20 protein-coding genes are annotated in these 26903 nt (G+C 57.0%); 13 read left to right on the top strand and 7 right to left on the bottom strand.

All coding sequences use genetic code 11. The annotated features are described in order from the left end of the window. Window positions 1-5 precede the first annotated feature (5 nt). From lptB to npr, 6 genes are all read left to right on the top strand, one after another. The gene (gene lptB / locus AC4ICF_RS20585) at window positions 6-731 is read left to right on the top strand and encodes an LPS export ABC transporter ATP-binding protein (RefSeq protein ID WP_028014570.1); all 726 of its coding nucleotides are present in this window, start codon (window positions 6-8) and stop codon (window positions 729-731) included. 47 nt (window positions 732-778) lie between these two features. Next, the gene (gene rpoN / locus AC4ICF_RS20590; RefSeq protein WP_316379848.1) at window positions 779-2212 is read left to right on the top strand and encodes an RNA polymerase factor sigma-54; all 1434 of its coding nucleotides are present in this window, start codon (window positions 779-781) and stop codon (window positions 2210-2212) included. Window positions 2213-2234: 22 nt separating this feature from the next. Next, window positions 2235-2522, top strand: a complete 288-nt coding sequence (hpf, locus tag AC4ICF_RS20595) for a ribosome hibernation promoting factor (protein WP_166718038.1) — start codon at window positions 2235-2237, stop codon at window positions 2520-2522. Between the two features lie 82 nt (window positions 2523-2604). Then, window positions 2605-3096, top strand: a complete 492-nt coding sequence (gene ptsN / locus AC4ICF_RS20600) for a PTS IIA-like nitrogen regulatory protein PtsN (protein WP_116343515.1) — start codon at window positions 2605-2607, stop codon at window positions 3094-3096. A gap of 45 nt (window positions 3097-3141) precedes the next feature. Further along, window positions 3142-3996, top strand: a complete 855-nt coding sequence (gene rapZ / locus AC4ICF_RS20605) for an RNase adapter RapZ (protein ID WP_014885397.1) — start codon at window positions 3142-3144, stop codon at window positions 3994-3996. Further along, window positions 3993-4265 (top strand): PTS phosphocarrier protein NPr, encoded by a 273-nt coding sequence (npr, locus tag AC4ICF_RS20610; protein WP_163329754.1) that lies wholly within the window; start codon window positions 3993-3995, stop codon window positions 4263-4265. Before rapZ ends, npr begins: the two co-directional genes overlap by 4 nt. A 38-nt stretch (window positions 4266-4303) precedes the next feature. Here npr and mtgA read toward each other — a convergent pair whose 3' ends face one another. The 5 genes from mtgA to lptF all read right to left on the bottom strand — a co-directional run bounded on the left by mtgA (window position 4304) and on the right by lptF (window position 10563). Then, the gene (gene mtgA / locus AC4ICF_RS20615; RefSeq protein WP_163329755.1) at window positions 4304-5029 is read right to left on the bottom strand and encodes a monofunctional biosynthetic peptidoglycan transglycosylase; all 726 of its coding nucleotides are present in this window, start codon (window positions 5027-5029) and stop codon (window positions 4304-4306) included. Next, a complete protein-coding gene (gene elbB / locus AC4ICF_RS20620; protein ID WP_116343517.1) occupies window positions 5026-5679 on the bottom strand; it encodes an isoprenoid biosynthesis glyoxalase ElbB in 654 nt (217 codons plus the stop codon). The genes mtgA and elbB overlap by 4 nt, the downstream gene beginning before the upstream one ends. Before the next feature lie 232 nt (window positions 5680-5911). Continuing rightward, window positions 5912-8245 (bottom strand): aerobic respiration two-component sensor histidine kinase ArcB, encoded by a 2334-nt coding sequence (arcB, locus tag AC4ICF_RS20625; protein WP_192983856.1) that lies wholly within the window; start codon window positions 8243-8245, stop codon window positions 5912-5914. 135 nt (window positions 8246-8380) lie between these two features. Next, window positions 8381-9463 (bottom strand): LPS export ABC transporter permease LptG, encoded by a 1083-nt coding sequence (gene lptG, locus AC4ICF_RS20630; protein ID WP_116343519.1) that lies wholly within the window; start codon window positions 9461-9463, stop codon window positions 8381-8383. Next, window positions 9463-10563 carry an LPS export ABC transporter permease LptF gene (gene lptF / locus AC4ICF_RS20635; RefSeq protein WP_024906345.1) on the bottom strand — a complete coding sequence of 367 codons (1101 nt, stop codon included), beginning with the start codon at window positions 10561-10563 and terminating at the stop codon, window positions 9463-9465. Before lptF ends, lptG begins: the two co-directional genes overlap by 1 nt. Before the next feature lie 266 nt (window positions 10564-10829). Here lptF and pepA point away from each other — a divergent pair, with 266 nt between their 5' ends. From pepA to ahr, 5 genes are all read left to right on the top strand, one after another. Beyond that, window positions 10830-12341 carry a leucyl aminopeptidase gene (pepA, locus tag AC4ICF_RS20640; RefSeq protein ID WP_116343520.1) on the top strand — a complete coding sequence of 504 codons (1512 nt, stop codon included), beginning with the start codon at window positions 10830-10832 and terminating at the stop codon, window positions 12339-12341. Window positions 12342-12425: 84 nt separating this feature from the next. After that, window positions 12426-12869 carry a DNA polymerase III subunit chi gene (holC, locus tag AC4ICF_RS20645; protein WP_003861884.1) on the top strand — a complete coding sequence of 148 codons (444 nt, stop codon included), beginning with the start codon at window positions 12426-12428 and terminating at the stop codon, window positions 12867-12869. Then, the gene (locus AC4ICF_RS20650) at window positions 12869-15724 is read left to right on the top strand and encodes a valine--tRNA ligase (RefSeq protein WP_316379847.1); all 2856 of its coding nucleotides are present in this window, start codon (window positions 12869-12871) and stop codon (window positions 15722-15724) included. The genes holC and AC4ICF_RS20650 overlap by 1 nt, the downstream gene beginning before the upstream one ends. Before the next feature lie 122 nt (window positions 15725-15846). Beyond that, on the top strand, window positions 15847-16350 hold the full coding sequence (locus tag AC4ICF_RS20655; protein ID WP_316379846.1) for a GNAT family N-acetyltransferase: 504 nt from the start codon (window positions 15847-15849) through the stop codon (window positions 16348-16350). Window positions 16351-16433: 83 nt separating this feature from the next. Beyond that, complete coding sequence (ahr, locus tag AC4ICF_RS20660; RefSeq protein ID WP_116343524.1) at window positions 16434-17453, top strand: NADPH-dependent aldehyde reductase Ahr; 1020 nt, start codon at window positions 16434-16436, stop codon at window positions 17451-17453. Window positions 17454-17545: 92 nt separating this feature from the next. On the opposite strand, the gene AC4ICF_RS20665 is transcribed toward ahr, so the two are convergent. Continuing rightward, window positions 17546-19192 (bottom strand): glycerone kinase, encoded by a 1647-nt coding sequence (locus tag AC4ICF_RS20665; RefSeq protein ID WP_163329759.1) that lies wholly within the window; start codon window positions 19190-19192, stop codon window positions 17546-17548. Window positions 19193-19329: 137 nt separating this feature from the next. On the opposite strand from AC4ICF_RS20665, the gene AC4ICF_RS20670 reads away from it, so the two are divergent. Next, window positions 19330-20832 (top strand): helicase HerA-like C-terminal domain-containing protein, encoded by a 1503-nt coding sequence (locus AC4ICF_RS20670; RefSeq protein WP_316379845.1) that lies wholly within the window; start codon window positions 19330-19332, stop codon window positions 20830-20832. Here the strand turns inward: AC4ICF_RS20670 and mnmL are convergent. Next, window positions 20812-21753 carry a tRNA modification radical SAM protein MnmL/YtqA gene (mnmL, locus tag AC4ICF_RS20675; RefSeq protein WP_316379973.1) on the bottom strand — a complete coding sequence of 314 codons (942 nt, stop codon included), beginning with the start codon at window positions 21751-21753 and terminating at the stop codon, window positions 20812-20814. The two genes, AC4ICF_RS20670 and mnmL, sit on opposite strands and share 21 nt — an antisense overlap. 688 nt (window positions 21754-22441) lie before the next feature. Here mnmL and gltB point away from each other — a divergent pair. After that, window positions 22442-26902 (top strand): glutamate synthase large subunit, encoded by a 4461-nt coding sequence (gene gltB, locus AC4ICF_RS20680; protein WP_163329761.1) that lies wholly within the window; start codon window positions 22442-22444, stop codon window positions 26900-26902. The last annotated feature ends 1 nt before the right edge of the window (window position 26903 follow it).

Raw genomic sequence — 26903 nt, forward strand, 5'->3', positions numbered from 1 at the left:
TCGCTATGGCAACATTAACTGCAAAAAATCTCGCGAAGGCTTACAAAGGCCGCCGTGTCGTAGAAGATGTCAGTCTGACCGTCAACTCCGGCGAAATTGTGGGCCTGCTTGGCCCGAACGGTGCGGGTAAAACCACCACCTTCTACATGGTGGTTGGTATTGTGCCGCGCGATGCCGGCAACATTATTATTGACGATGAAGACATCAGCCTGCTGCCGCTGCACGCGCGCGCGCGCCGTGGCATCGGCTATCTGCCGCAGGAAGCCTCTATTTTCCGTCGTCTGAGCGTCTTTGATAACCTGATGGCGGTCTTGCAAATTCGCGACGACCTGACCAACGAACAGCGTCAGGATCGCGCCAACGAGCTGATGGAAGAGTTTCACATCGAGCACCTGCGCGACAGCCTGGGCCAGGCATTGTCCGGGGGGGAACGCCGTCGTGTTGAGATTGCGCGCGCGCTGGCCGCCAATCCGAAGTTTATCCTTCTGGATGAACCATTTGCGGGCGTTGACCCAATCTCCGTTATCGACATTAAACGCATTATCGAGCATCTGCGTGACAGCGGGCTTGGCGTGCTGATCACCGACCACAACGTTCGTGAAACGCTGGCGGTATGTGAACGCGCATATATCGTGAGCCAGGGCAATCTGATCGCCCACGGTACGCCGCAGCAGATCCTCGAAGACGATCATGTTAAGCGCGTCTATCTTGGGGAAGACTTCAGACTCTGATAGGGTAGAGGTAACGTAACGCCGAACCGGAGAAAAATGCTCTGAACATGAAGCAAGGTTTGCAATTAAGGCTCAGCCAACAGCTGGCGATGACGCCGCAGCTACAGCAAGCAATTCGCCTGTTGCAGCTGTCCACGTTAGAACTTCAGCAGGAGCTCCAGCAGGCGCTGGACAGCAATCCCCTGCTGGAGCAAGCCGATCTTCATGACGAGGTAGATACCCAGCAGTCACAGGATACAGAAGCGCTCGACACCGCGGATGCCCTCGAACAAAAAGAGATGCCGGACGAGCTTCCGCTGGATGCCAGCTGGGATGAAATCTATACCGCCGGCACCCCTTCCGGCACGCGTGCAGACTACCAGGACGACGAGCTACCGGTCTACCAGGGCGAAACCACCCAGTCGCTGCAGGATTACCTGATGTGGCAGGTAGAGCTTACCCCCTTCTCCGATACCGACCGCGCCATTGCCACGTCGATTGTCGACGCCGTTGATGACACCGGTTATTTGACCGTCACGCTGGACGACATTCTGGAAAGCATGGGCGATGAAGAGATTGAGATTGAGGAGATTGAAGCGGTACTGAAACGCATTCAGCGCTTCGATCCGGTCGGGGTGGCCGCGAAAGACCTGCGCGACTGTCTGCTGATCCAGCTTTCTCAGTTCAGCAAAGAGACGCCGTGGCTCGACGAAGCGCGCTTAATCATCGGCGATCATCTGGATCTTCTGGCTAACCACGATTTCCGCACCCTGATGCGCGTGACGCGCCTGAAGGAAGAGGTGCTGAAAGAGGCGGTAAATCTGATCCAGTCTCTCGATCCGCGTCCCGGTCAGTCGATCCAGACCAGCGAACCCGAGTACGTTATCCCGGACGTGCTGGTCAGAAAACACAATGACCGCTGGGTCGTTGAACTGAACTCTGACAGCATCCCTCGCCTGCAAATCAACCAGCAGTACGCCTCTATGTGTACCAGCGCGCGCAACGACTCCGACAATCAATATATTCGCAGCAATCTTCAGGAAGCGCGATGGTTGATCAAGAGCCTGGAGAGCCGGAATGATACCCTGCTGCGCGTGAGCCGCTGCATCGTCGAACAGCAGCAGGCATTCTTTGAGCAGGGCGAAGAGTATATGAAACCGATGGTACTGGCGGATATCGCCCAGGCCGTCGAGATGCATGAATCCACCATTTCCCGCGTCACCACGCAGAAGTATCTGCACAGTCCGCGCGGTATTTTTGAGCTTAAGTATTTCTTCTCCAGCCATGTGAACACCGAGGGCGGCGGCGAAGCGTCATCAACGGCGATTCGCGCACTGGTGAAGAAGTTGATCGCCGCGGAGAACCCCGCGAAGCCACTAAGTGACAGTAAGTTGACCACCATGCTGTCCGATCAGGGTATTATGGTGGCACGTCGTACTGTTGCGAAGTATCGAGAGTCTTTATCCATTCCGCCGTCTAACCAGCGTAAACAGCTGGTCTGACACAACCGATAAGGAAGACACTATGCAGCTCAATATCACAGGACACAACGTCGAGATTACTGAGGCCTTACGTGACTTCGTGAACGCTAAGTTCGCGAAACTTGAACAGTATTTCGAAAGGATCAACCAGGTCTACATTGTGTTAAAAGTGGAGAAAGTGACTCATATCTCGGATGCGACCCTGCATGTAAACGGGGGTGAGCTCCATGCCAGTGCGGAAGGGCAGGACATGTACGCGGCTATCGACGGCTTGATTGACAAGCTTGCGCGACAGCTCAATAAACATAAAGATAAACTGAAACAACACTAATTGTCCGGGCAGTTAACGGGTGCAGGACGGCCTGTTGTGAAACACAACAGGCCATTTGTACAGTTAGCGCTTAGGTGAAATTATGATAAACAACGATTCCGCTCTTCAACTGAGCAATGTCCTTAACCAGGAATGTACCCGCAGTGCCGTTCACTGCCAGAGCAAAAAACGTGCGCTGGAGATCATCAGTGAATTGGCTGCAAAACAGCTGGGCCTGCCGCCGCAGGTGGTGTTCGAAGCGATTCTGACCCGTGAAAAGATGGGCAGTACCGGTATCGGCAACGGTATCGCGATCCCGCACGGCAAGCTGGAAGAGGACACCCTGCGTGCCGTCGGTGTGTTTGTGCAGCTGGAAACGCCAATCGCTTTTGACGCCATTGATAACCAGCCCGTCGATCTCCTCTTCGCGCTGCTGGTGCCTGCCGACCAGACCAAGACCCATCTGCATACGCTTTCGCTGGTTGCTAAACGTCTGGCGGATAAAACCATCTGCCGTCGACTGCGCTCGGCCCAAAGTGATGAAGAGCTTTATCAAATTATCACTGAAGCAGAAGGCAATCAGGATGACGCATAACCAGGTGATGGCCTTCACATCTGTTGTCCTGAGGAGAAACGGAACATGGTGCTGATGATTGTCAGCGGTCGTTCAGGGTCGGGAAAATCCGTTGCCCTGCGTGCGCTGGAAGACATGGGTTTTTACTGCGTCGATAACCTGCCGGTCGTGTTATTGCCCGATCTGGCACGCACGCTAGCGGAGAGACAAACCTCCGCCGCCGTCAGTATCGACGTGCGTAACATGCCCGAATCCCCGGAGATCTTCGAACAGGCAATGAGTAACCTGCCTGACGCGTTCTCGCCTCAGCTGCTGTTCCTTGATGCCGACCGCAATACCCTGATCCGCCGCTACAGTGATACCCGTCGTTTGCACCCGCTATCCAGCAAGAATCTCTCGCTGGAGAGCGCAATCGATGAAGAGAGCGATCTGCTGGAGCCGCTGCGCTCCCGAGCCGATCTGATAGTCGACACCTCAGAGATGTCCGTTCACGAGCTGGCGGAAATGCTGCGTACCCGCCTGCTGGGCAAACGCGAGCGTGAACTGACGATGGTGTTCGAATCCTTCGGCTTTAAGCACGGTATTCCGATTGATGCGGACTATGTTTTCGACGTGCGCTTCCTGCCGAACCCGCACTGGGATCCCAAACTGCGTCCAATGACCGGCCTGGATAAACCCGTCGCGGCGTTCCTCGACCGGCACACAGAAGTTCACAATTTTATCTACCAGACGCGAAGCTACCTTGAGCTATGGTTACCTATGCTGGAGACAAACAATCGTAGCTACCTGACAGTGGCGATTGGCTGTACCGGCGGTAAACATCGTTCGGTCTACATCGCCGAACAGCTGGCCGACTATTTCCGCTCGCGCGGTAAGAACGTTCAGTCCCGTCATCGCACGCTGGAAAAACGTAAAACATGACCGTAAAACAAACCGTTGAGATCACCAATAAGCTGGGCATGCATGCGCGCCCGGCGATGAAGCTGTTTGAGCTGATGCAGGGTTTCGATGCAGAAGTGCTGCTGCGTAATGACGAAGGCACCGAAGCGGAAGCCAACAGCGTGATTGCGCTGCTGATGCTGGACTCCGCCAAAGGGCGTCAGATTGAGGTAGAAGCCACCGGGCCTCAGGAAAAGGAAGCCCTGGCGGCGGTAATTGCGCTGTTTAACGCCGGGTTCGACGAAGACTAACGTTCCCCCCTCGGCGGGTGGCGCTGCGCTTACCCGCCCTACATAAGATTATTACGCTGCATAAACCCCTCTCCGCCCAGCTGATTCATCTGGCGCATGATCCACGCCTGACGGCTTCGCACGTACCCTGACGGGGCGCTGGCCTTAAAGCGGATAGGATTAGGCAGTACAGCCGCGAGCAGCGCCGCCTCCGACATGCTCAGCCTGCTGGCTGGTTTATTAAAATAGCGTTGTGATGCAGCTTCGACACCAAATACCCCCTCGCCAAACTCGGCGATATTTAGATAAACGGTTAGAATGCGCTTTTTGCTCCAGACCGTTTCCATTCCCAGGGTGAGCCCCGCTTCCAGCCCTTTTCGCACCCAGCTTCGGCCATCCCACAGGAACAGGTTTTTTGCCGTCTGCTGCGACAGCGTTGATGCACCGCGCACGCGGTTTTCATGACGTTCATTGTGGGCCAGCGCCTTTTCAATCGCGGCCACATCGAACCCCCAGTGCTCCGGGAATTTCTGATCTTCCGCCGCGATAACCGCCAGCCCCATGAACGGAGAGATGTCCTCCAAGCTCACCCAGTCAGAATGGGCAACATAGCCGAAATCACCGGAGAACCACGCGCTAAGCTGGCGCTCAACCATGACCGCTGAAAACGGTACCGGCAAAATGCTGAACACGACCAGCCCGCCTCCCCAGAACACCGCCAGCACGAGAAAGGTGCGTAGAAGAAGGCGTTTCACCCATGCGCCTGCGGAAAACTGACGCCTCATTCTGTCAGCACCAGCACCCGGGCTACCAGCTTTTCAATGCCCACGGCGGCTTCCGCAATATTCTGCGCCAGCATATACGCGGGCGTGGTGACGACCTTGTTGTCTTCATCCACCACAATGTCATCGACCGGGCACGGAACGTGTTCGCCTCCCATTTCCTCGACGATCTCTGCGGTATCAATATCTGTTCCGATCGTCAGCCGTAGCGGGAAATCGAAAATGTTTGGCAGCATGGCCGGTGCGATACAAATAAAGCCCAGCGGCTTGCCCGCCTCATGCATCGCCAGCGTCAGCGCTTTTAAATCAGGGTCCACCCTGCACGCGGCGCCTTCGGCGGCAAAGGTGCTGAGGTTTTTCGCGGCGCCGAAGCCGCCCGGAACAATGAGTGCATCCAGCTCAGCGGCCTCTGCCTGCGCCAGCGGATGAATCTCTCCCCGGGCAATACGCGCGGCTTCAATCAGCACGTTGCGCGTTTCAGCCATCGGCTCACCGGTCAGATGGTTAATCACATCTGCCTGATTTTTATCTGGCGCGAAACAAATAACCTCTGCTCCCTGTTTAGCCAGGGCCAGCAGCGTGATTACGGCTTCATGTATTTCTGAACCATCAAAAACACCGCATCCGCTGAGGACGACACCAATTTTTTTCATCTTGACGATCCTTCTTTGCAACTCGCTGAAGCGCATTAATAATTTTGATTAAAACGCTATGCTTCACACATTTCACTGATTCATGTAACAAACCATTTAAGATTTGCTATCTTATCTGCGTGCGGCCTAAATTTTTCCGGCGGCGCCCATTCGAAAATTACTTTAAAAAACAGGCGCAGCCACGATTTCCCTGGTGTTGGCGCAGTATTCGCGCACCCCGGTCTAGCCGGGGTCATTTTTTTCTGGCGTCCACCCAGGCTTTAAGCACCGCAACGTCGTTCTGCCACTCTTGTTTCATCTCTTCAACCCAATCACCCACGTTATCTTCCCATGCAGGTAAATCAGGCGACTGAATCTGTTGGCCCAGCTGCTGCAGGTGGCGTAATCCGACCGAGCCGGCCGCGCCTTTGATTTTATGCCCTTCATCGACAATGCCCTTCTGGTCACGCGCAGTCAGGTTTGACTCCAGCACGCTCAGATAGCCCGGCATCATTTTTTCAAACACCGCCAGACCGTCGGTAATCAGTTTCGGGCCCACCAGATCGATGTACTGCTCCAGCATCGCGGTATCGAGTATCGTTTGGGCTTTAGCGCTATCAACAGGCGTCATGGTGCTCTCCTCTTCATCGTGGGTATCCCAGAACTTCTTGATCATGGCGGTCAGAGCAGGCACCGCCAGAGGCTTGCTGAGTACATCGTCCATACCGGCGTCGAGATACTCTTTTTTATCTTTCAGTACGTTCGCCGTCAGCGCCACCAGCGGCGGCAGTTCGTCAGCCGCGTACTGACGCGTCAGCTCACGCGAGATATCCAGCCCGGTCATATCCGGCAACTGGATATCCAGCAGAACGAGGTCATATTCGCCCGGTGTAAACATCTCCAGCGCGGCCTTACCGGTCATCGCGACATCCACGCTGTTGCCCAGTTTTTCCAGCACCGAGCGCGCTACAATCACGTTAAGCTCAATATCCTCCACCAGCAGGACGTGCAGCGCAGGTAGCGGCATATCGTCGTTTTCAAAGGTATCCTCTACCTCTTCCGCAACCGCCGGCGCATGCACCGTCAGCGTGAAGGTTGACCCTTTGCCTGCCTGGCTGGCAACGGTGATGTCACCGCCCATGCTCTTCGCCAGCCGTTTAGACACAGCCAGGCCAATCCCGGTGCCGGTGGCCGGTTTTCCGCCGTTGCTGTCCTTCACCTGGTAGTACATCGCGAAAATTTTGTCCTGCTCCTCCTGCGGAATGCCAATCCCGGAATCCTCCACCTCGAAGTGCAGCATGTCACCTTCGTCATAGCGGATACGCACCGCCACCTGCCCCTTCTGGGTAAATTTCACCGCGTTGCTGATGAGGTTCCACAGGATCTGACGCAGCCGCGTGCCGTCGGTAACGACCTTATGCGGCAGCGGCAGGGTGGGCTCCATGACAAAATTCAGCCCCTTCTGCTGCGCCTGCAGACCAGACAAGTTTTCCAGATCGGCAAGGAAGCTGGTGAAATCAACCGGCTGGTTATCAAGCTGAACCTTACGGCGCTCCATTTTATCCATATCAATAATATCGTTGAAGATATTACCCAGCGTGACCGCCGAGACATGGATAGTCTTGAGGTATTTTTCCTGCTCTGCGGTCAGGTCGGTGTCGAGCAGAATGCGGCTCAGCCCCACAATGCCGTTGAGCGGCGTACGCAGCTCGTGGCTGATGGTGGAGATAAAGGTGGTCTTGTCTCGGCTGGCGCGCTCCAGCGCGTCCTGATAGCGCTTACGCTCGGTGATATCACGGCCGAAGCCCATCAAGCCGTGGCGCTTCCCGACGCGGTCATAGTACGGTACCTTGCGGATCTCAAAACAGGCTTTGCGTCCGTCCGGGTAATCCAGCCACTGTTCATAGGTCAGCGAGACGTTATGGCGGAACACTTTTTCGTCCGTCTCCATGACCTTGGCGGCCGCCTCTTCGGAGTAAACGTCCTGCGGCTTCAGGTGAATCAGCTGCTTCTCGCTTTTCCCGGTCAGGAGCTCCATCGCCCGGTTACAGCCGGAAAACTCTTTATCTTCGTTACGGTAGAACACCAGATCCGGCGACGCGTCCAGGAACGAACGCAGGAAGGAGGATTGCTGCTCAAGCTGGATCTGCGTCACCTCGCGCTCTTTCATTTCAATTTTCAGCTGTTCCAGCGTGGCCTGACGCTCGGCCTCCGCCTTCTCACGATCTGAAATTTCCTGATTCAGCTGCGCGATGTTGTCTTTAAGCTGAACGTTGAGCTTCAGGTCACGCTCGCGCATCTCCTCAAGCTTATCGACCAGTTTTGATAAGCGCTGACGGGACTCCTCCAGCTGTTCGACCACCACGGAAAGGAAATAGACCGCCCAGGGGGTAATGAGCAAGCCAAAGAAGATAGAGCGGATGACGTCGATACTCTCGACCTGGCCATGCAGAACCATGGTGACGGCCATTTGCACGACAATGGCCAGAACGACCAGCGCCAGCGCCAGCAGCATGGAGAAACGCACCAGCCCAAGCTTCATCATCAGGTCGACGTAGTACTGGGCAAGCATTCGAATTTGCTTCATAGAGGATCCCTTCACGACTTTATCGCTCAATAATACTCAAATTCGAGGCGGGACGTTGAGGGTTGTGAGAAAAAGTGCGGGATGAAACAGGAGATTAGCCTCGCCTCCGGTTCAGCGGAGGCGAGGAGAGGTCAATCAGGAGCGTTTCAGCAGCAGCCAGAGGCTGATCAGGAGGAAACTGGCGCTCGGCAGCAGCGCACCAATAATCGGTGGGATGCCATAAACCAGCGTCAGCGGACCGAAGATCTGATCAAGAACGTAGAACACAAAGCCGAAGCTGATACCGGTCACGACGCGCACGCCCATCGGCACGCTACGCAGCGGGCCAAAGATAAACGACAGCGCCATCAGCATCATCACCGCCACGGACATCGGCTGGAAGATTTTGCTCCACATGTTGAGCTGATAGCGCCCGGCATCCTGCCCGCTCGACTTCAGGTACTTCACATAGTTGTGCAAGCCGCTGATAGAGAGCGCGTCAGGATCCAGCGCCACAACCCCGAGCTTATCCGGCGTGAGGTTGGTCTTCCAGGTGCCGGACACCGTCTGCGAACCGGTGATCTGCTTTGGATCGGTCAGGTCAGATTCATCAACCTGCGACAAACGCCACTGTTTATGTTCCGCGTCAAACTTGGCCGAAGAGGCGTGTCGGACAGACTCCAGACGGCGCTGGTCATTGAAAGCATAGATGCTCACCCCGCCCAGTTCATCATTACCCTTTACCCGTTCGATGTAGACGAAGTTTTTACCGTCTTTCGCCCATAACCCTTGCTGAGTCGAGAGCAGTGAACCGCCGTACATTGCCTGCGCACGATAGTTACGCGCCATCTGCTCACCCTGCGGTGCCACCCACTCGCCAATCGCCATGGTCAACAGCACCAGCGGGATTGCGGTTTTCATTACCGACAGCGCAACCTGCATGCGGGTAAAGCCCGAGGCCTGCATAACGACCAGCTCACTGCGCTGCGCCAGCATTCCCAGCCCCAGCAGTGCGCCCAGCAGGGCCGCCATCGGGAAGAAGATCTGCACATCTTTTGGCACGCTGAGCAGGGTGTACATCCCCGCCCCCATCGCGTCATAGCTGCCCTGCCCGGCTTTTTTCAGCTGATCGACAAATTTGATAATGCCGGAAAGCGACACCAGCATGAACAACGTCATCATGATGGTGGTAAAAATGGTTTTACCGATATAGCGATCAAGAACGCCAAACGCCTGCATTAGATGGCTCCTTTACGCGAGAATCGGGCACGTATGCGGCGCACAGGCACCGTATCCCACAGGTTTAATCCCAGCGCCAGTAAGATGTACAGGCTGTTAACGAACCACGTCCAGACCATCGGATCCAACTTACCCTTCGCGCCGTTAGAGCGAATCGAGGTTTGCAGCAGGAAATAGATCAGGTAAAGCAGCATCGCTGGCAGCATAGAGAGCACACGGCCCTGGCGCGGGTTCACCACGCTCAGCGGAACGACAATCAATGCCATCATAAACACGGTGAATACGAGCGTAATACGCCAGTGGAATTCAGCACGCGCTCTGTCGGTATCGGTGTTCCACAGCGTACGCATATCCATTTGCTCGGTATCCGTTGGATCGAGCGCTACCGCCTGATGGCCGATAATAGCCTGATAGTTCTGGAAATCCGTAATACGGAAGTCGCGCAGCATCGCGGTGCCTTCGAAACGGGTGCCTTTGTTCAGCGTGACTATCTGAGAACCGTCTTTGCGCTGAGCGAGCTGGCCCGAGTCGGCAACCACCACTGACGGACGCGCGTTACCTTTGGGACGCAGCTGCGCCAGGAATACATCGTTGAATTTACTGCCGTCAACGCTCTCAATAAACAGCACGGAGTTTCCGTCAGTTGCCTGCTGGAACTGACCCTGCGCGAGCGCCGCCATACCGGGGTTTGCTTTCGCCTCGGCCAGCACTTCGTCCTGATGACGGGAAGACATAGGACCCGCCCACATTACATTCACCGCCGCAACAATGCCCGTGAACAGCGCCAGTATCATCGCCGCTTTCACCAGTACGGCTTTACTCAGGCCGCAGGCATGCATCACCGTGATTTCACTCTCGGTATACAGCTTACCGAGCGTCATGAGCAGGCCGAGGAATAGGCTCAGCGGCAGAATAAGCTGCGCCATTTCCGGGATCCCCAGACCAAGCAGGGAAAGCACCAGATTCGTTGGAATTTCGCCGTCAACGGCCGCACCGAGGATCTTAACCAGCTTCTGACAGAAAAAAATCAGCAGCAGGATGAAGAGGATCGCCAGTTGGCTTTTGAGCGTCTCCCGCACCAGATATCTTATGATTATCACTTTAAATACGCCCGTAAAAACCCGTCTCTTTGCAGGAATTTCGCTTGTTTCATGGCTTAAACGTCATTTATTCTCTTGAGTCGTCGAAATCATCGCTAAGATTAAAACATCCAGCGGATTCACGCTTCAGGACTTTTTCTGACGTGTCGAAACCGTAGTAACGTAAGATTAACACGAAGTCACCACAACAGCGGACATGAGTTACGAAAGGTTTCAATTCTATCTGTAGCAGCCGCCGTTGTCTTTAAGATTCAGGAGCGTAGTGCATGGAGTTCAGTGTAAAAAGCGGTAGCCCGGAGAAACAGCGGAGTGCCTGCATCGTTGTGGGCGTCTTTGAACCGCGCCGACTCTCCCCGATCGCCGAGCAACTCGATAAAATCAGTGACGGCTATATCAGCGCCCTGCTGCGCCGTGGCGAACTGGAAGGCAAACCTGGGCAGACGCTGTTACTGCACCATGTTCCGAACGTCCTGTCAGAGCGTATTCTGCTGATTGGCTGCGGCAAAGAGCGCGAGCTGGATGAGCGCCAGTATAAACAGGTCATTCAGAAAACCATTAATACGCTGAATGATACCGGTTCAATGGAAGCCGTCTGCTTCCTGACCGAGCTGCACGTCAAAGGCCGTAACACCTACTGGAAAGTACGTCAGGCAGTCGAAACCGCAAAAGAGAGCCTGTACAGCTTCGATCAGCTTAAGACCAACAAAAGCGAGCCGCGTCGTCCGCTGCGCAAAATGGTCTTTAACGTGCCAACCCGTCGCGAACTGACCAGCGGAGAGCGCGCCATCCAGCATGGCCTGGCGATTGCCGCCGGCATTAAAGCGGCAAAAGATCTCGGCAACATGCCGCCAAACATCTGTAACGCCGCCTACCTCGCCTCTCAGGCGCGCCAGCTGGCTGATTCCTACAGCAAAAACGTCATCACCCGCGTTATCGGCGAACAGCAGATGAAAGAGCTGGGCATGCACTCGTATCTGGCGGTGGGTAACGGCTCGCAGAACGAATCCCTGATGTCGGTCATCGAATACAAAGGTAACCCGTCCGAAGATGCGCGCCCTATCGTTCTGGTTGGTAAAGGCCTGACCTTCGACTCCGGCGGTATCTCCATCAAGCCTGCCGAAGGCATGGACGAGATGAAGTACGACATGTGCGGCGCGGCGGCGGTTTACGGTGTGATGCGCATGGTCGCGGAACTTCAACTGCCGATTAACGTCACTGGCGTGCTGGCAGGCTGCGAAAACATGCCTGGCGGTCGCGCTTATCGTCCGGGCGACGTCCTGACCACCATGTCCGGGCAGACCGTTGAGGTGCTGAACACCGACGCCGAAGGCCGTCTGGTGCTGTGCGACGTACTGACCTACGTTGAGCGCTTCGAGCCTGAAGCGGTGATTGACGTGGCAACCCTGACCGGTGCCTGCGTGATTGCCCTGGGCCACCACATCACCGGCCTGATGTCGAACCACAACCCGCTGGCGCACGAGCTTATCGGCGCGTCTGAGCAAGCTGGCGACCGCGCATGGCGCCTGCCGCTGGGTGACGAGTATCAGGAACAGCTGGAGTCTAACTTTGCGGATATGGCGAACATTGGCGGTCGTCCTGGCGGGGCTATCACCGCGGGCTGCTTCCTGGCGCGCTTCACCCGCAAGTACAACTGGGCGCACCTGGACATCGCCGGCACCGCATGGCGCTCCGGTAAAGCCAAAGGCGCAACCGGTCGTCCGGTGGCGCTGCTGTCGCAGTTCCTGCTGAACCGTGCGGGTTTTAACGGCGACGAGTAAGCCAAAACGGCAGTAAACCGTAGGCCGGGTAAGGCGAAGCCGCCACCCGGCTTAAGCATTTAAAGTGAGCACAAGAAGCCCCATATGAAGAATGCAACGTTCTACCTTCTGGACAACGACACCCATCAGGATGGCCTCAGCGCCGTTGAACAGCTGGTGTGTGAAATTGCCGCAGAACGTTGGCGCGCAGGTAAACGCGTTCTGATTGCCTGTGAAGATGAACAGCAGGCGATTCGCCTGGATGAAGCGCTGTGGGCGCGCCCGCCGGAGAGCTTTGTGCCGCACAACCTGTCGGGCGAAGGTCCGCGAGGCGGGGCCCCGGTCGAAATAGCCTGGCCGCAAAAGCGCAACAGCAGCGCGCGCGATATTCTCATTAGCCTGCGGACAGACTTTGCAGATTTTGCCACTGCTTTCACAGAAGTGGTAGACTTTGTCCCTTACGAAGAATCCTTGAAACAACTGGCGCGCGAACGCTATAAAGCGTACCGCCTGGCTGGTTTTAACCTGAATACGGCAACCTGGAAATAATGGAAAAGACATATAACCCACGCGATATCGAACAGCCGCTTTACGAGCACTGGGAACAGCAGGGCTATTTCAAGCCTAACGGCGACGAAAGCAAAGAGTCCTTCTGCATCATGATCCCGCCGCCGAACGTCACCGGCAGTTTGCATATGGGGCATGCTTTCCAGCAGACCATCATGGACACCATGATCCGCTACCAGCGCATGCAGGGCAAAAACACCCTGTGGCAGGCGGGAACTGACCACGCGGGTATCGCGACCCAGATGGTGGTTGAGCGTAAAATTGCCGCTGAAGAAGGTAAAACCCGTCACGACTACGGTCGCGATGCGTTCATCGACAAAATCTGGCAGTGGAAGGCGGAATCCGGCGGCACCATTACCCGTCAGATGCGCCGTCTCGGCAACTCCGTGGACTGGGAGCGCGAGCGCTTCACCATGGACGAAGGCCTGTCCAACGCCGTGAAAGAAGTTTTCGTCCGTCTGTACAAAGAAGACCTGATTTACCGCGGCAAACGCCTGGTCAACTGGGATCCGAAACTGCGCACCGCCATCTCTGACCTGGAAGTGGAAAACCGCGAGTCCAAAGGCTCCATGTGGCACATCCGCTACCCGCTGGCCGACGGCGCAAAAACCGCAGACGGTAAAGATTACCTGGTGGTTGCCACCACTCGTCCGGAAACCCTGCTGGGCGATACCGGCGTAGCCGTTAACCCGGAAGATCCGCGTTATAAAGACCTGATCGGCAAATTCGTGGTGCTGCCGCTGGTAAACCGCCGTATTCCAATTGTGGGCGACGAACACGCCGACATGGAAAAAGGCACCGGCTGCGTAAAAATCACCCCTGCGCACGACTTTAACGACTATGAAGTCGGTCGTCGTCACGCCCTGCCGATGATCAACATTCTGACCTTTGACGGTGATATCCGTGAAAGCGCAGAAGTATACGACACAAAAGGCAACGAATCCGACGTCTACTCCAGCGAGATCCCGGCTGAGTTCCAGAAGCTGGAGCGCTTTGCCGCGCGTAAAGCGATTGTGGCTGCCGTCGACGCACTGGGCCTGCTGGAAGAGATCAAACCTCACGATCTGACCGTGCCGTACGGCGACCGTGGCGGCGTGGTTATCGAGCCAATGCTGACCGACCAGTGGTACGTGCGTGCCGACGTGCTGGCGAAACCGGCTGTTGAAGCGGTTGAGAACGGCAGCATCCAGTTCGTGCCGAAGCAGTACGAAAACATGTACTTCTCCTGGATGCGCGACATTCAGGACTGGTGTATCTCCCGTCAGCTGTGGTGGGGTCACCGTATCCCGGCGTGGTACGACAACGAAGGCAACGTTTATGTTGGCCGTAGCGAAGACGAAGTGCGTCAGGAAAACAACCTGAGCGCGGACGTTGCCCTGCGTCAGGACGAAGACGTGCTGGACACCTGGTTCTCCTCCGCACTGTGGACCTTCTCCACCCTTGGCTGGCCTGAGAACACCGACGCGCTGCGTCAGTTCCACCCAACCAGCGTGATGGTGTCCGGCTTCGACATTATCTTCTTCTGGATTGCCCGCATGATCATGATGACCATGCACTTCATCAAAGACGAAGACGGCAAGCCGCAGGTTCCGTTCCATACCGTCTACATGACCGGTCTGATCCGCGACGACGAAGGCCAGAAGATGTCCAAATCCAAGGGTAACGTCATTGACCCACTGGATATGGTTGACGGTATTTCTCTGGAAGAGCTGCTGGAAAAACGCACCGGCAATATGATGCAGCCGCAGCTGGCGGAGAAAATCCGCAAGCGCACCGAGAAGCAGTTCCCGAACGGAATTGAGGCTCACGGTACAGACGCCCTGCGCTTCACCCTGGCGGCGCTGGCCTCGACCGGCCGCGACATCAACTGGGACATGAAGCGTCTGGAAGGTTACCGTAACTTCTGTAACAAGCTGTGGAACGCCAGCCGCTTCGTGCTGATGAACACCGAAGATCAGGACTGCGGCTTCAACGGCGGCGAAATGACCCTGTCTCTGGCGGACCGTTGGATCCTGGCGGAATTCAACCAGACGGTGAAAGCGTTCCGCGAGGCGCTGGACAGCTACCGCTTCGATATCGCGGCGGGCATCCTGTACGAATTCACCTGGAACCAGTTCTGCGACTGGTATCTGGAGCTGGCGAAGCCGGTAATGAACGGCGGCACTGAAGCGGAGCTGCGCGGCACGCGCAACACGCTGATTACCGTTCTGGAAGGTCTGCTGCGCCTGGCGCATCCGGTCATTCCATTCATCACCGAAACCATCTGGCAGCGCGTGAAGGTCATTGCGGGCATCAACGCCGATACCATCATGCTGCAGCCGTTCCCGGCATTCGATGCGGCTAAGGTTGATGAAGCGGCGTCTGCGGATACCGAGTGGCTGAAACAGGCGATCGTTGCGGTACGTAACATCCGTGCTGAAATGAACATTGCCCCGGGCAAACCGCTTGAGCTGCTGCTGCGCGGCTGCAGCGAGGCTGCCGTTCGTCGCGTCACCGAGAACAACACCTTCCTGAAAACCATGGCGCGTCTGGAAAGCATCACCGTGCTGCCTGCGGATGACAAAGGTCCGGTTTCCGTGACCAAAATCATCGACGGCGCCGAGCTGCTGATCCCGATGGCAGGTCTGATCGACAAAGACGCCGAACTGGCGCGTCTGGCGAAAGAAGTGGCGAAAGTCGACATGGAAATTGGCAAAATCGAAAGCAAGCTGGCGAACGAAGGCTTTGTCGCCCGCGCGCCGGAAGCGGTCATCGCCAAAGAGCGTGAGCGTCTGGTTGCCTTCGCCGATGCGAAGACCAAGCTGATCGAGCAACAGGCGGTTATTGCAGCCCTGTAATGCTTTACCCCTTACGCTTCAGGGCGTAAGGGGTACCCTTCCTGAAAACTCCTCGCTTGCACTCCCTTTTCTGCGGTGCTATTAACAGCAACTGTGTGTCAACTTTTGTAATGAGTAATGCTATGAGCGTGATTACCCCCGTCGCGGCGACGATGCGTCGGATCACTGAGCAGGACAATCCGGCTATCGCCGCCGTTATCCGCACCGTTTCTGCAGAGTATGGGCTGACAGCGGATAAAGGTTATACCGTTGCGGACCCGAATCTTGATGAACTGTTTAAGCTGTACAGCCAGCCGGGCCACGCCTACTGGGTGATTGAGCAGGACGGCCAGGTTGTGGGCGGCGGTGGCGTTGCGCCACTGAGTTGCAGCGAGTCGGATATCTGCGAGCTGCAGAAAATGTATTTCCTGCCTTCCGTACGCGGGCAAGGCCTGGCGAAAAAGCTGGCGCTGGTCGCTCTGGAACACGCGCGCGCTCATGGGTTTAAACGCTGTTACCTCGAAACCACCGCCTTCCTCAAAGAGGCCATCGGCCTGTATGAACACCTCGGCTTTGAGCATATCGATGCGCCGCTGGGCTGTACCGGCCATGTTGACTGCGAAGTCAGGATGCTGAAAAGTCTGTAATTTTCGTTCCTGCCCTCTTCTGTTAAGCGGCTGTAAACTGAATGCTCTACACTCTCAGTTCACACCACAACGGGGGAAACACGATGTCGAAGATAAAAAGCTACGCCGCACCTCAGGCGGGTGCAGAACTTGAGCTGTACGAGTACGATGCGGGCGAACTAAAAGCAGAAGACGTCGAAGTACAGGTTGATTACTGCGGGGTCTGCCACTCAGATCTCTCGATGATCGACAACGAATGGGGCTTTTCCAGCTATCCGCTGGTTGCCGGGCACGAAGTCATTGGCCGCGTCGTGGCGCTCGGTAGCGCCGCGCAGGACAAAGGGCTGAAAGTGGGCCAGCGCGTAGGCATTGGCTGGACAGCACGCAGCTGTGGTCACTGCGATGCCTGTATCAGCGGCAACCAGATCAACTGCCTTGAGGGCGCGGTACCCACCATCCTGAATAAAGGCGGCTTCGCCGACAAGCTGCGCGCCGACTGGCAATGGGTCATCCCGCTACCGGACAGCATTGATATCGAATCCGCCGGTCCGCTGCTGTGTGGCGGCATCACCGTCTTTAAGCCCCTGCTGATGCACCATATCACCGCCACCAGCCGCGTGGGCGTGATTGGAATCGGCGGTCTGGGCCATATCGCCATCAAGCTGCTGCATGCGATGGGCTGTGAAGTCACGGCGTTCAGCTCGAACCCGGCAAAAGAGAAAGAGGTGCTGGCGATGGGCGCGGATAAAGTGGTAAACAGCCGCGATCCGGACGCGCTGAACGCGCTGGCAGGTCAGTTTGACCTGATCATCAACACCGTGAACGTCGATCTCGACTGGCAGCCGTACTTTGAAGCACTGGCCTACGGCGGCAACTTCCACACCGTAGGTGCTGTGATGAAGCCGCTGCCGGTTCCGGCCTTTACCCTGATCGGCGGGGATCGCAGCGTGTCAGGCTCCGCGACCGGTACGCCGTACGAGCTGCGCAAGCTGATGAAGTTTGCCGGACGCACCAAAGTGACCCCGACCACCGAACTGTATCCCATGTCGAAAATCAACGAAGCGATCCAGCACGTGCGTGACGGCAAAGCCCGCTACCGCGTGGTGTTGAAAGCGGATTTCTGATGTGACATTGCCGGGGAATCTGCGGCCTGATGCCCTCACCCCAACCCTCTCCCACTGGGAGAGGGCGCAAACACTAAAAACGGTAACGGTTGTTACCGTTTTGCTTCTACCATGGCCTTAAACACCTCTGCCACCGCGACCGCCCCTGGGTCCATTACCCCGTCCAGATTCTCTTTATTCACATACGATGAGCGCCCCGCACCGGCTTTCTGCATTTTCGCCGTTGCCTCTGCCCCCTTCTGTGCCGCCTGCGCCGCTGACTGAAGATCCTTTTTCTGCAATGCCTCCAGCGCCGGCTGCAGCGCGTCGATCAGGGTACGATCGCCGAGATCTGCCCCACCGTACTGCTTCATTTGCGCCAGCCCGCTGAGCAATGCCTCGGGTAGCGACTGACCATCGTGAAGCTTTTGCCCCGCCGCGGTAAAGAAGATCGACATCAGCACCCCGCTCGATCCGCCCATCACCGTGGCCAGCCGCTCGCCCACCAGCAGCAGAAGCTTAGGCACATCATTAAGCGGAAGCGCGTTCTCCTCCAGGCGCTGCGCAATATCCCGCGCCCCTTGCGCAAAGGTGGAGCCGGTATCGCCGTCGCCCACTTTGGCATCCAGCGCGTTCAGGCGGTTTTCCAGCTGTATGAGCGTCTTCGTCACCCGTGAAACAGACTCCTTCACCTGCGGGTTTTCAGATGGGGTATATTCCACGCGATCGTGAATAGCGCTTTGCGGAACGGTACGCAGGGGGGCAAACGCCACGGGTTTTTGCCAGCCCAGCGTTTCCACCTCTTCATGCAGCGCTTTCTCGAACAGGTCGTTGAGCTTCAGCAGCGTCAGAGAAAAGCCCTTCATGTCCAGGGCGCTCACCAGCGGTGCCGGGCCAATAAGATAAGCAATGTTCTCTTTCAGCGCCGAGTGAGCCAACTCTTTGGTCAGCAACGCCATTTCCAGCGCCGAGACGCCGCCGAGGTTGTTAATCAGCACCGCGAAACGCCCCTCGCCCGCCTGCGCTTTGAGCGGGGTAACCAGCGTGTCGATAATCGCTTTGCTGTTTTGCGTATCAACTACCGAGGCCCCCGGCTCCCCGTGGATCCCCAGCCCCAGTTCGACATGGCCCTGCTTGATGCGCCCCTCTTCATCGTCGCTGCCCGGCAGGTTACAGGTTTGCATCGCAACGCCCAGGCTCCAGAGGTTGTCGCAGGCCTGCTGCGCAATATCCCGCACCTCGCTCAGCGATTTCCCGTGCTCCGCCGCATAGCCCGCAATCTTATGCACCAGTGCCGTACCGGCAATGCCGCGCGGCTGTTTGTTATCGGGCAGCGCGATATCGTCCGCCACGATCACCATCTCCACCTTGAGGCCGTAGCGTTTGGCCTTTTCTGCCGCCAGACCAAAGTTCAGGCGATCGCCGGTGTAGTTTTTGACAATAAGCAGACAGCCGCGATCGCCCGTCACCGCCACAATGGCATTCAGTACCGCATCCACGCTCGGGGAGGCGAACAGATCGCCACAGACTGCCGCCGTCAGCATGCCTTTACCGACAAATCCGGCGTGTGCAGGTTCGTGCCCGGAGCCACCGCCGGAGATCACCGCCACGCGGCTTTTATCCCAGTCGCCGCGTGCCACTACGCGGATAGCCGGATCGATATCGAGCTTGACGAGATTCGCGTGTGGCGCAGAAAGGAGTATGCCTTCAATGGCATCGTTGACCAGCTGTTTGCGATCGTTAAAGAAGAATCTGGACATAGTTTCCCACTATTTTGTGAACCGTATGCAAAAGCATAGTCCGCGCTGGATAATGCGCCGCAAAGTCAGGAATTTACTTAACCAAATTGCTATCAGGTTGCCTATACTCCACCCAGGACTAAGAGAGGAAGCGCATCATGAGTACACCATTGTTAATTGCCCGGACGCTGGAAAAAGAGCTGTATCTACTGCCTGCGATGGCGAACCGCCACGGCCTGATCACCGGTGCGACCGGGACGGGGAAAACCGTGACCTTACAGAAGCTGGCGGAGTCGCTTTCAGAGATTGGCGTGCCGGTCTTTATGGCTGACGTGAAGGGCGATTTAACCGGCGTGGCTCAGGAGGGTACCGCTTCTGAAAAACTGCTTGAGAGGCTGAAGAATATTGGCATCACGAACTGGACACCGCACGGCAACCCGGTGGTGGTCTGGGATATCTTTGGTGAGAAAGGCCACCCGGTGCGCGCCACCGTCTCCGATCTCGGCCCGCTGCTGCTGGCCCGCCTGCTCAACCTCAACGACGTGCAGTCCGGGGTGCTGAATATCATCTTCCGCATTGCCGACGATCAGGGGCTGCTGCTGCTTGACTTCAAGGATCTGCGAGCCATTACCCAGTATATCGGCGATAACGCCAAATCCTTCCAGAACCAGTACGGCAATATCAGCAGCGCCTCTGTCGGGGCCATTCAGCGTGGGCTTCTGACCCTGGAGCAACAGGGTGCCGAGCACTTCTTCGGCGAGCCGATGCTGGATATCAAAGACTGGATGCGTACCGACAGCAATGGCAAAGGCATCATCAACATTCTGAGCTCTGAAAAGCTCTACCAGATGCCGAAGCTTTACGCCGCCAGCCTGCTGTGGATGCTCTCCGAACTGTACGAGCAGCTACCGGAAGCGGGCGATCTGGAAAAACCAAAACTGGTCTTCTTCTTCGACGAAGCGCATCTGCTGTTTAACGACGCGCCGCAGGTGCTGCTGGATAAAATTGAACAGGTCATTCGCCTGATCCGCTCCAAAGGGGTTGGCGTCTGGTTTGTGTCGCAAAACCCGTCGGATATCCCGGATAACGTGCTTGGCCAGCTCGGTAACCGCGTGCAGCACGCCCTGCGCGCCTTTACGCCGAAGGATCAGAAAGCGGTAAAAGCCGCGGCGCAAACCATGCGCGCCAATCCGGCCTTTGATACCGAAGCGGCGATTCAGGCGCTGGGCACCGGTGAAGCGCTGATCTCGTTCCTTGATGCGAAGGGCAGCCCCTCCATCGTGGAGCGCGCGATGGTGATCGCGCCCTGCTCGCGCATGGGGCCTGTTACTGACGATGAACGTAACGGCCTGATTAACCACTCCCCGGTTTACGGGAAGTACGAAGACGAGGTGGATCGCGAGTCCGCGTTCGAGATGCTGCAAAAAGGGGTGCAGGCGACAACCGAATCGCAGGATGCGCCTGCCGCTAAAGGGCAGTCTGTCGCCGTGGATGACGGCATTCTCGGCGGGCTAAAAGACATTTTGTTTGGCACAACCGGACCGCGCGGCGGCAAGCGCGACGGCGTGGTACAGACCATGGCGAAAAGCGCGGCGCGGCAGGTTACCAATCAGATAGTGCGCGGCATGCTGGGAAGTCTGTTAGGGGGACGTCGCCGGTAGACGGGGGACCCAGGGGCGGCCAAGAGCCGCCCCCTGCACGCCATTCTCCTGCAGATAGCGGTCGATTTCCACCATCCCCGTCCAGCGGTTCTCGCACCAGAGCGGTGCCAGAAGCGTTGGACGGCGGGCGCTGGCGGAGATACGGTGGTAAACAATCTCCGGCGGTGTGTGACGAATCATCTCCCCCGCCGTCACCGTATATTCCTCAAGCTCAATACCGCTTAACCGCCCGGCCTTCCAGGCTTTCGCCATATTGCTTCCCGTAACGATATGCAGGGGATGCAGTTTGATGCCGTCCACGCCGGTTTCAACCACCTTTTCCAGCGTCTCCAGGCCGTGCTGTCGACCTTCACCAGGCAAGCCGACAATCAGATGCGAGCAGACTTTTAACCCGCGCTCGCGGGCCAGCCGCGCGGTGCGCTGGTAGCAGGCGAAATCATGTCCACGATTAATGCGGTGCAGGGTTTTGTCATGTGCAGTCTGCAGGCCCAGCTCCAGCCAGATCTCGTAGCCCTGCTCTTTGTACTCGCTGAGCAGATCCAGCACCGCGTCCGGCACGCAGTCCGGGCGCGTGCCAACGCATAGCCCGACAATATTGGCCTGCATGACCGCCTGCTGATACATGGAACGCAGCACCTGCACCTCCGCCCACGTGCTGGTGTAGGCCTGGAAATAGGCCAGATACTGCTTTGCACGGTTGACCAGGCTGGCCTGGTGCGCGAGTTGTTCCGCGATAGAGTGATGCTGCTGGGCCTCGTCAGCAAAGGACGCAACGTTACAGAAGGTACAGCCGCCGCGCCCGATGGTGCCGTCGCGATTCGGGCAGCTAAAGCCGCCGTGCAGCGTCAGCTTATGAACCTTTTGGCCGTATCGCTGCAAAAGATCCCCACCAAACATATTGACTAATTTCTGTAACTGCATAATCTGATAGACCGTCCCGAAGAAAGGGGACAAGCCTGCCATTTTTAGCCTCTGTCGGCGATGACCTGGATCAATCGCCCTGGACGGCCTTTATCTATATGAATAAACACTCAGGATTACTGCAATTTCATTCACGCTATCTGTGATTACTTTTCCTTATGTTCTGACTGTTTTTTTCATTTATAGCGGCAACACTGAAAAACAGTGATTTTATGCGGGTTTGAATACATCACCAGATTATTGTTCTGCTATAAATCAGCATTTCAGCACGCTGCATCAATAATACCGCTTTCATATAGTGAGTCAGATCACACTCCTTCACGGCTCCCCAGGCCTTTAGATGATTATAAAAATAGTTAAATAGCCTTTAAAAACAAACAGATGACCACCCCTTAGCACATATTTGTATAAATAAGATTGCCATTTGACCTGTGTACCAATTCCCGATAAGTTGGAAATCCGCTGGAAGCTTTCTGGATGAGCGGCCTGCTCATCATATTTATGCAGTAATTGAGATTCCCTCTGAAGCAAGTCCTCAAACTTGTTTACCTGCGCGATAAGGATGAAAAAGAGGGCGAATGCGAGGTCCGCGTATGAAACGCAAACCCCGTCGCCATGCTCTTTCTGCGCCTGTGCGCCACGGTAAAGTTCAGTGGGAAGCCCGACGAGCCTGGGGAGGTTCACTGATATGTTGTACGATAAATCCCTTGAGAAGGATAACTGTGGTTTCGGCCTGATCGCCCACATAGAAGGCGAACCTAGCCACAAGGTAGTGCGTACTGCTATTCACGCACTGGCCCGAATGCAGCACCGTGGCGCTATTCTTGCCGATGGTAAAACCGGCGACGGTTGCGGCCTGCTGCTGCAAAAACCGGATCGTTTCTTCCGCATCGTGGCGGAAGAGCGCGGCTGGCGTTTAGCCAAAAACTACGCTGTCGGTATGCTGTTCCTGAACCAGGATCCTGAAAAGGCTGCCGCTTCACGCCGCATCGTCGAAGAAGAACTTCAGCGTGAAACCCTGTCGATTGTCGGCTGGCGCGATGTGCCAACCAACGAAGGGGTGCTCGGTGAAATCGCCCTCTCCTCGCTGCCTCGCATTGAGCAGATTTTCGTTAACGCACCTGCGGGCTGGCGTCCGCGCGATATGGAACGCCGTCTGTTTATTGCCCGCCGCCGCATCGAAAAACGCCTCCAGGACGATAAAGAGTTCTACGTGTGTAGCCTCTCGAACCTGGTCAACATCTATAAAGGTCTATGTATGCCGGCTGACCTGCCGCGCTTCTACCTGGACCTGGCGGACCTGCGTCTGGAATCGGCCATTTGCCTGTTCCACCAGCGCTTCTCCACCAACACCGTGCCACGCTGGCCGTTGGCGCAGCCGTTCCGCTATCTGGCGCATAACGGCGAGATCAACACCATCACCGGTAACCGCCAGTGGGCACGCGCCCGTACCTATAAGTTCCAGACCCCACTGATCCCTGACCTGCACGATGCCGCACCGTTCGTGAACGAAACCGGCTCGGACTCCAGCTCCATGGATAACATGCTGGAACTGCTGCTGGCGGGCGGGATGGACATCGTGCGCGCCATGCGTCTACTGGTGCCACCGGCCTGGCAGAACAACCCGGACATGGATCCTGAGCTGCGCGCGTTCTTCGACTTTAACTCCATGCACATGGAGCCGTGGGACGGCCCGGCGGGCATCGTCATGTCCGACGGCCGCTTCGCTGCCTGTAACCTGGACCGTAACGGTCTGCGTCCGGCGCGCTACGTCATCACCAAAGACAAGCTCATCACCTGCGCCTCTGAAGTCGGTATCTGGGATTACCAGCCTGACGAAGTGGTTGAGAAAGGCCGCGTAGGCCCGGGCGAGCTGATGGTGATCGACACCCGCGGCGGCCGCATTCTGCACTCCGCCGAAACCGACAACGATCTGAAGAGCCGCCACCCCTACAAAGAGTGGATGGCGAAAAACGTGCGTCGTCTGGTGCCATTTGAAGATCTGCCGGACGAAGAGGTGGGCAGCCGCGAGCTGGACGACGATACGCTTGCCAGCTTCCAGAAACAGTTTAACTACAGCGCGGAAGAGCTGGACTCTGTTATTCGCGTACTGGGTGAAAACGGCCAGGAAGCGGTCGGCTCCATGGGCGACGATACCCCGTTTGCCGTGCTCTCCAGCCAGCCACGCATCATTTACGATTACTTCCGTCAGCAGTTCGCGCAGGTCACCAACCCGCCGATCGACCCGCTGCGTGAAGCCCACGTAATGTCGCTGGCGACCAGCATCGGTCGTGAGATGAACGTCTTCTGCGAAGCCGAAGGCCAGGCGCACCGTCTGACCTTTAAATCGCCGATCCTGCTGTACTCCGATTTCAAACAGCTCACCACTATGACCGAGGAGCACTACCGCGCCGACACGCTCGACATTACGTTCGACGTGACCGAAGCGAGCCTCGAAGAGACGGTGAACGCGCTGTGCGACAAAGCCGAGCAGATGGTGCGTAACGGCACCGTGCTGCTGGTGCTGTCTGACCGCAATATCGCCAAAAACCGTCTGCCGGTGCCTGCGCCAATGGCGGTGGGTGCTATCCAGACGCGCCTGGTCGATAAGAGCCTGCGCTGCGACGCTAACATCATTGTTGAAACCGCAAGCGCGCGCGACCCGCACCACTTTGCCGTGCTGTTAGGCTTCGGCGCGACGGCGATCTACCCGTACCTGGCCTACGAAACGCTGGCCCGCCTGGTGGATACCCGCGCGATCGACAAAGATTACCGCACGGTGATGCTGAACTACCGTAACGGCATCAACAAAGGTCTGTACAAGATCATGTCCAAAATGGGCATCTCGACCATTGCCTCCTACCGCTGTTCGAAGCTGTTTGAAGCGGTCGGCCTGCATGATGAGGTCGCCAACCTCTGCTTCCAGGGCGTGGTCAGCCGCATCGGCGGCGCCGGTTTTGCTGACTTCCAGCAGGATCTGGTGAACCTGTCCAAACGCGCCTGGCTGGCACGTAAGCCGCTGGATCAGGGCGGTCTGCTGAAATACGTTCACGGCGGCGAGTACCACGCCTATAACCCTGACGTGGTGCGCACGCTGCAGCAGGCGGTTCAGAGCGGCGAGTACAGCGATTATCAGCAGTACGCCGAGCTGGTGAACAACCGTCCTGCGGCGACGCTGCGCGACCTTATTGCCCTCAATCCGGGCGATGAAGCGGTCAGCATTGACGAGGTTGAACCTGCATCCGAACTGTTCAAACGCTTTGATACCGCGGCGATGTCCATCGGCGCGCTGAGCCCGGAAGCCCACGAAGCGCTGGCGGAAGCCATGAACAGCATCGGCGGCAACTCTAACTCCGGAGAAGGCGGTGAAGATCCGGCGCGTTACGGCACCAACAAAGTGTCCCGTATCAAGCAGGTGGCATCCGGTCGCTTTGGCGTAACGCCTGCGTACCTTGTCAATGCCGACGTGATTCAGATTAAAGTCGCTCAGGGTGCTAAACCGGGCGAAGGCGGTCAGCTGCCGGGTGATAAAGTCACCCCGTACATCGCCAAACTGCGCTATTCCGTGCCGGGCGTGACGCTGATCTCCCCGCCGCCGCACCACGATATCTACTCTATCGAGGACCTGGCGCAGCTGATTTTCGACCTGAAGCAGGTCAACCCGAAGGCGATGATCTCCGTGAAGCTGGTTTCCGAACCGGGCGTCGGCACCATCGCCACCGGCGTGGCGAAAGCCTATGCGGATCTCATTACCATTGCCGGCTACGACGGCGGCACCGGCGCAAGCCCGCTCTCTTCCGTGAAATATGCGGGCTGCCCGTGGGAGCTTGGCCTGGTGGAAACCCAGCAGGCGCTGGTGGCGAACGGCCTGCGTCACAAGATCCGCCTGCAGGTGGACGGTGGTCTGAAAACCGGCCTCGACATCATCAAGGCGGCGATTCTGGGTGCGGAAAGCTTTGGCTTTGGTACCGGCCCGATGGTTGCGCTCGGCTGTAAATACCTGCGTATTTGCCACCTGAACAACTGTGCAACGGGCGTTGCAACCCAGGACGAGAAGCTGCGTAAGAACCACTATCACGGCCTGCCGTTCAAAGTGACCAACTACTTTGACTTCATCGCCCGTGAAACACGCGAGCTAATGGCGCAACTGGGCGTGAAGCGTCTGGTGGACCTGATTGGCCGCACCGACCTGCTGAAAGAGCTGGAAGGCTTCACGGCGAAGCAGCAGAAGCTGGAGCTGAGCAAGCTGCTGGAAACCGCGCAGCCGCACCCAGGCAAAGCGGTCTACTGCACCGAGAACAACCCGCCGTTCGATAACGGCGTGCTGAACGCGCAGCTGCTGCAGCAGGCGAAGCCGTACGTGGACGACAAGCAGAGCAAAACGTTCTGGTTTGATATCCGCAACACCGACCGCTCCGTGGGCGCATCCCTCTCCGGTTATATCGCGCAGACGCACGGTGACCAGGGGCTGGCTGCCGACCCAATTACCGCGCACTTCAGCGGTACCGCGGGTCAGAGCTTCGGGGTCTGGAACGCAGGCGGTGTTGAGCTTATCCTTACCGGCGATGCCAACGACTACGTCGGTAAAGGCATGGCGGGCGGTCTGCTGGCGGTGCGTCCTCCGGTCGGCTCAGCCTTCCGCAGCCACGAAGCGAGCATCATCGGTAACACCTGCCTGTACGGCGCGACCGGCGGCCGTCTGTTCGCAGCAGGTCGTGCGGGCGAGCGTTTTGCGGTGCGTAACTCCGGTGCCATCACCGTGGTGGAAGGCATTGGCGATAACGGTTGTGAATACATGACGGGCGGGATTGTTTGCGTTCTGGGTAAAACCGGCGTGAACTTCGGCGCTGGCATGACGGGCGGTTTTGCCTACGTACTGGATGAAGACGGTGAGTTCCGCAAGCGCGTGAACCCGGAGCTGGTGGAAGTGCTGGATGTTGATACGCTGGCTATCCATGAAGAACACCTGCGCGGCTTGATTACCGAACACGTGCAGCATACCGGTTCTTCGCGCGGCGAAGAGATCCTGGCGAACTGGCCGGCGTTCTCTGCGAAATTCGCGCTGGTTAAGCCGAAGTCCAGCGATGTTAAAGCCCTGTTGGGTCACCGTAGTCGTAGCGCAGCAGAGCTGCGCGTGCAGGCGCAGTAAG

It is taken from the genome of Enterobacter sp. ECC_219_Taxon_10, from assembly GCF_058354905.1.

What these genes read in the sequence shown, in the direction of transcription:
- mtgA (WP_163329755.1), bottom strand. Translation starts at nt 5,029, where the DNA reads ATGAGGCGTCAGTTTTCCGCAGGCGCATGGGTGAAACGCCTTCTTCTA.
- holC (WP_003861884.1), top strand. Translation starts at nt 12,426, where the DNA reads ATGAAGAATGCAACGTTCTACCTTCTGGACAACGACACCCATCAGGAT.
- lptG (WP_116343519.1), bottom strand. Translation starts at nt 9,463, where the DNA reads ATGCAGGCGTTTGGCGTTCTTGATCGCTATATCGGTAAAACCATTTTT.
- elbB (WP_116343517.1), bottom strand. Translation starts at nt 5,679, where the DNA reads ATGAAAAAAATTGGTGTCGTCCTCAGCGGATGCGGTGTTTTTGATGGT.
- rpoN (WP_316379848.1), top strand. Translation starts at nt 779, where the DNA reads ATGAAGCAAGGTTTGCAATTAAGGCTCAGCCAACAGCTGGCGATGACG.
- gltB (WP_163329761.1), top strand. Translation starts at nt 22,442, where the DNA reads ATGTTGTACGATAAATCCCTTGAGAAGGATAACTGTGGTTTCGGCCTG.
- AC4ICF_RS20650 (WP_316379847.1), top strand. Translation starts at nt 12,869, where the DNA reads ATGGAAAAGACATATAACCCACGCGATATCGAACAGCCGCTTTACGAG.
- pepA (WP_116343520.1), top strand. Translation starts at nt 10,830, where the DNA reads ATGGAGTTCAGTGTAAAAAGCGGTAGCCCGGAGAAACAGCGGAGTGCC.
- npr (WP_163329754.1), top strand. Translation starts at nt 3,993, where the DNA reads ATGACCGTAAAACAAACCGTTGAGATCACCAATAAGCTGGGCATGCAT.
- AC4ICF_RS20655 (WP_316379846.1), top strand. Translation starts at nt 15,847, where the DNA reads ATGAGCGTGATTACCCCCGTCGCGGCGACGATGCGTCGGATCACTGAG.
- AC4ICF_RS20665 (WP_163329759.1), bottom strand. Translation starts at nt 19,192, where the DNA reads ATGTCCAGATTCTTCTTTAACGATCGCAAACAGCTGGTCAACGATGCC.
- ahr (WP_116343524.1), top strand. Translation starts at nt 16,434, where the DNA reads ATGTCGAAGATAAAAAGCTACGCCGCACCTCAGGCGGGTGCAGAACTT.
- ptsN (WP_116343515.1), top strand. Translation starts at nt 2,605, where the DNA reads ATGATAAACAACGATTCCGCTCTTCAACTGAGCAATGTCCTTAACCAG.
- rapZ (WP_014885397.1), top strand. Translation starts at nt 3,142, where the DNA reads ATGGTGCTGATGATTGTCAGCGGTCGTTCAGGGTCGGGAAAATCCGTT.
- arcB (WP_192983856.1), bottom strand. Translation starts at nt 8,245, where the DNA reads ATGAAGCAAATTCGAATGCTTGCCCAGTACTACGTCGACCTGATGATG.
- lptB (WP_028014570.1), top strand. Translation starts at nt 6, where the DNA reads ATGGCAACATTAACTGCAAAAAATCTCGCGAAGGCTTACAAAGGCCGC.
- hpf (WP_166718038.1), top strand. Translation starts at nt 2,235, where the DNA reads ATGCAGCTCAATATCACAGGACACAACGTCGAGATTACTGAGGCCTTA.
- AC4ICF_RS20670 (WP_316379845.1), top strand. Translation starts at nt 19,330, where the DNA reads ATGAGTACACCATTGTTAATTGCCCGGACGCTGGAAAAAGAGCTGTAT.
- mnmL (WP_316379973.1), bottom strand. Translation starts at nt 21,753, where the DNA reads ATGCAGTTACAGAAATTAGTCAATATGTTTGGTGGGGATCTTTTGCAG.